Genomic DNA, 3,610 nt, shown 5'->3' with positions numbered 1-3,610 from the left:
ACCACAGAAAAGAGGAATCCTCCCTGGGCCACAGCAGACCAGAGGAGGAAGTTGAGGTAAAACGTCTGCCAGGCCTTTTCCGGGTGTTCGCCGCTCAACTGCATAACAAAAGTGCCGAAGCCAACGAACACCAGAAGGCCCAGGCCGATAATAAGCAGCCCTGCAAGTTTTCTGTCCTGAGCGAAACCGTTCATGCCGCACACAATCTAAAAGGTTCAGTTCTCCTCGAATAGTCTAGGTTCTCCCCCCTGGGTGCGAAAGAATTCGGCCAGCTCCTGCTGCCGTCCATCCGGGCACCTGGCCAGTATACCGAAATGTTCTCCAGAGCAGCGGGGGTCGTAGTGCTCACTCCAGTTGAGGTCCGGCAAATCACTGAGCATGATCAACCCCAGGACATTGGCCAATACGGAAAAAAGGATGGTGAATTCGAAGCCTACGATGAAAAAAGGTATCCAGGCCACCACTGGTTTGCCCCAGACAATGAGATGCCAGCGAGTGGCAGTAAACACCGCCAGAGCCAGGCCGGCAAAAAAGCCAACAATCCCCCCGGCGAGAGTGAAATAACCCAGGCGGCTCTTTTTCACAGCAAGACTATCGAGTATCCGCTCGCTGGGAATCGGGGAGTGGACTCGTTCGATTTGCCACGGTGCCTCCGACATGGCCTGCATTGCGCTGACAGTCTTGTCTTCGCTGGTAAACAGGCCGAGGACATATTTGTCAGCCGGCATGAGCTGCCTCCTCCTGGATAGTCTCCTTCATTTCGGTCATGGATATTGATGGAAAGTGTTTGACAAACAAGACAAAGAGCAGGAAGAAAAGAGAGAAGCTCCCCAGCATTATACCGTACTCGATCAGAGAAGGACGATAGAGTCCCCAGGCATGTGGTATAAAACCGTGGGCCACCCCACCGATTATAATGACGAAGCGCTCGTACCACATGCCCACATTTACCAGCAAGGATATGCCAAAGAGCCAGGCGATGCTTCGTCGGATTCTCTTGATAAAAAAGAGCAGCGGCACCAGGGAGTTGCACACCACCATAATCCAGAACTCCAGGCTGTAAGCGCCCATGGCTCTCCAGCGAAAGGCCTCCTGCTCCACAATATTGCTGCTGTACCAGGCGAGAAAGTATTCCACCCCATAGGCATAGCCCACAATGAGGCCGGTAAAGATGATGGTCTTGGCCACATTTTCCAGGACATCAACAGTGACGATGCGCTCAAAATTGAAGACCTTGCGCAGGGGAATCATGAGCGTCAGCACCATGGCCAGGCCCGAGTGAATGGCGCCAGCCACAAAGTATGGAGCAAAAATGGTGCTGTGCCAGCCCGGCACCACACTGAGGGCAAAATCCCAGGACACCACGCTGTGTACCGAGACCACCAGGGGGGTGGCCAGGGCAGCGAAGAAAAGATAGCCTCTGGTGTAGTGGCGCCACTGTTCATGCTTGCCGGTCCAGCCTAGGGAGAGCACGGTGAAGATCTTGCGGCGCAAGCCTTCAGCCCGGTCTCGCACCACAGCAAGGTCTGGCAGAAGGCCGGTGTACCAGAACAGGGAACTCACAGTAAGATAGGTGCTAATGGCCACCATGTCGAATACAAGGGGGGACTGAAAGTTCGGCCACAGGTTGCGTTGATTGGGGTAGGGCAGCATGTAGTACACCAGCCAGACGCGGCCCAGATGAATGAAAGGGAAAAGACCGGCAATGGAGACGGCAAACACGGTCATGGTCTCGGCAGCCCTGGCAATGGGATTTCGCCAGCCGGCCCGAAAGAGATGGAGAATAGCGGAAATGAGAGTGCCCGAGTGGGCGATTCCTACCCAGAAGACAAAGTTGATCAGGTAGGTGCCCCAGGCCACGGGGATGTTCTGGCCGCCGGCACCAATACCCACTGCGATTTGATAGGCCCAGCAAATGGCACCCGCTACGACCCCGAGCACCAGGGCTCCAACCAGGAGCCAGTATCCCGAGGAAGGCCGCCGCAAGCTGCCGAGAACCGTGTAATCAATCTCGCCGTAGGAGAGTTCGAACTCTTGGCTCATATTTCCTGGACCACTTTTTTCAGGTAGATCACTGCTGGTTTGGTGTTCAGGTAGCCCATGACCTGGTAGGCCCTTTTGTCCTTTGCTTTCCTGCTGACCTCGCTGTTGGGGTCCATGAGGTTGCCAAAGGTGAACACGCCCGTGGGACAGGTCTGCACGCAGGCAGGCTGGACCTCGCCATCCCTGATGGCCCTACCCTCATTTTTTGCCCTATTGTGCGCCTCCTTGATGCGCTGCACGCAAAAGGAGCACTTTTCCATCACCCCTTTACTGCGAACCGTTACATCCGGGTTCAGTTGCAGGTTCAACGGGGGCGGCCATTGCCAGGTGAACCAGTTGAAGCGTCGGACCTTGTAGGGACAATCCTGTGAACAGAACCGGGTGCCGATGCAGCGGTTGTAGATTTGATTGTTCAACCCTTCCTTAGAGTGGTGCGGCGCAAACACGGGGCAGACCGATTCACAGGGGGCGTTGTCGCAGTGCTGGCAGAGCATGGGCAGGAAAATCACCTTTTCCGGCCGTCCTGGATCCTGGTAGCGCTGCACCTGGAGCCAGGCCATTTCTCTGCCCGCGATGAGCTGCTGCTCTCCGACAATGCCGATGTTGTTTTCTGCATAGCAGGCCACAGCGCAGGCAGCACAGCCGATGCACCTGTCCAGGTCCACCACCATGGCCCAGCGGTAGCCGTTGTGCTCGTGGGAAGGATAGAGGTCTCTAACTTTGTTGTTGTAACCCTCGGGCAAGGGCAGGGTGAGGGGAAACTCCCACATTCCCAGGCCGGTCACCTGCTGTTCGCCCTGCTGACTCACGGCATGGATAGTGGCAGACAGGGCGATTTTTCTGCCGTGTTGAAGGCACTGCCGTCGGTGTGGGCCAGTCTCATGGTGCGCCCGGTTGCTGTGAGTGCAGTGAGCGGCACAGTAAACTGGGGTGCAGCCGAGTCTGGCTCCGCATCCCGCGGCAGGAGAAAAATGGGATTCACTCCTTTGCCTGCAGCATAGCGGCCGAAGCTCTTGTGCCCCTGGCCTATCGCCATGAGCAGAACGTCCGGGTGCACGCTCACGCTGCTGTATACCGGAGCTTCCAGGGCGCCCCATTCCGATTCGATGCGAACCACATCTCCCTGGGTGAGCTTTTCCTGCTTCAATGTCTTCGGGTTGACCACCACAGGTGTCTGCCAGGCCACTTTGGTGAGAGGGTCAGGGACTTCACAGAGCCAGGGTTTGTTGGCGTCTCTGCCGTCGAAGAAACGGATGGAAGGGACCGCGTAGAGGAATGGCCCAGCATCTTCTCTGACAGAAAAAGGAGGAAAGAGCGAACCGAAATCGCGGCTGGGTGAAGCAGTGAATGGCCTGGCAATTTCGCGGCTAGACTCGAAGAGGCCCCCCCGTTGCAAACATCTGAGCCAATCATTGTGGGTGTTAACTTTTTCCCGGCTGCTGAGGCTGGCAAAGAGATAGGCCTTGTAGTTCGGCAAAGGTCTTTCGGGTCCAAAAGCTGTGCGCAACAACAGATCTCCCACATGGGGAGCGTCTGTGACTTTTCCCATGACAGGCTGCAGCGTTGA

General features: G+C 56.3%; 5 protein-coding genes. All 5 read right to left on the bottom strand.

Going from position 1 to position 3,610, the window contains the following annotated elements; all coding sequences use genetic code 11:
* A partial coding sequence (locus JRI89_17060; GenBank protein MBW2072940.1) for a hypothetical protein occupies positions 1-194 on the bottom strand: 194 nt, incomplete at its 3' end.
* A gap of 21 nt (positions 195-215) precedes the next feature.
* Entirely contained in the window at positions 216-728 is a 513-nt protein-coding gene (locus tag JRI89_17055) for a DUF3341 domain-containing protein (protein ID MBW2072939.1), read from the bottom strand.
* A complete protein-coding gene (nrfD, locus tag JRI89_17050) occupies positions 718-2,043 on the bottom strand; it encodes a polysulfide reductase NrfD (protein ID MBW2072938.1) in 1,326 nt (441 codons plus the stop codon). Before nrfD ends, JRI89_17055 begins: the two co-directional genes overlap by 11 nt.
* Positions 2,040-2,813, bottom strand: coding sequence for a 4Fe-4S dicluster domain-containing protein (locus JRI89_17045; protein MBW2072937.1), 774 nt, complete (start codon positions 2,811-2,813; stop codon positions 2,040-2,042). Before JRI89_17045 ends, nrfD begins: the two co-directional genes overlap by 4 nt.
* 35 nt (positions 2,814-2,848) lie before the next feature.
* A complete protein-coding gene (locus tag JRI89_17040; GenBank protein ID MBW2072936.1) occupies positions 2,849-3,592 on the bottom strand; it encodes a hypothetical protein in 744 nt (247 codons plus the stop codon).
* Between the last annotated feature and the right edge of the window lie 18 nt (positions 3,593-3,610).

The sequence above is a fragment of the Deltaproteobacteria bacterium genome (assembly GCA_019309045.1).
GTDB lineage: Bacteria > Desulfobacterota > Syntrophobacteria > BM002 > BM002 > JAFDGZ01.
This window is presented reverse-complemented; position numbering and strand designations above follow the sequence as displayed.

What these genes read in the sequence shown, in the direction of transcription:
- JRI89_17045 (MBW2072937.1), bottom strand. Translation starts at nt 2,813, where the DNA reads ATGTGGGAGTTTCCCCTCACCCTGCCCTTGCCCGAGGGTTACAACAAC.
- JRI89_17040 (MBW2072936.1), bottom strand. Translation starts at nt 3,592, where the DNA reads ATGGGAAAAGTCACAGACGCTCCCCATGTGGGAGATCTGTTGTTGCGC.
- nrfD (MBW2072938.1), bottom strand. Translation starts at nt 2,043, where the DNA reads ATGAGCCAAGAGTTCGAACTCTCCTACGGCGAGATTGATTACACGGTT.
- JRI89_17055 (MBW2072939.1), bottom strand. Translation starts at nt 728, where the DNA reads ATGCCGGCTGACAAATATGTCCTCGGCCTGTTTACCAGCGAAGACAAG.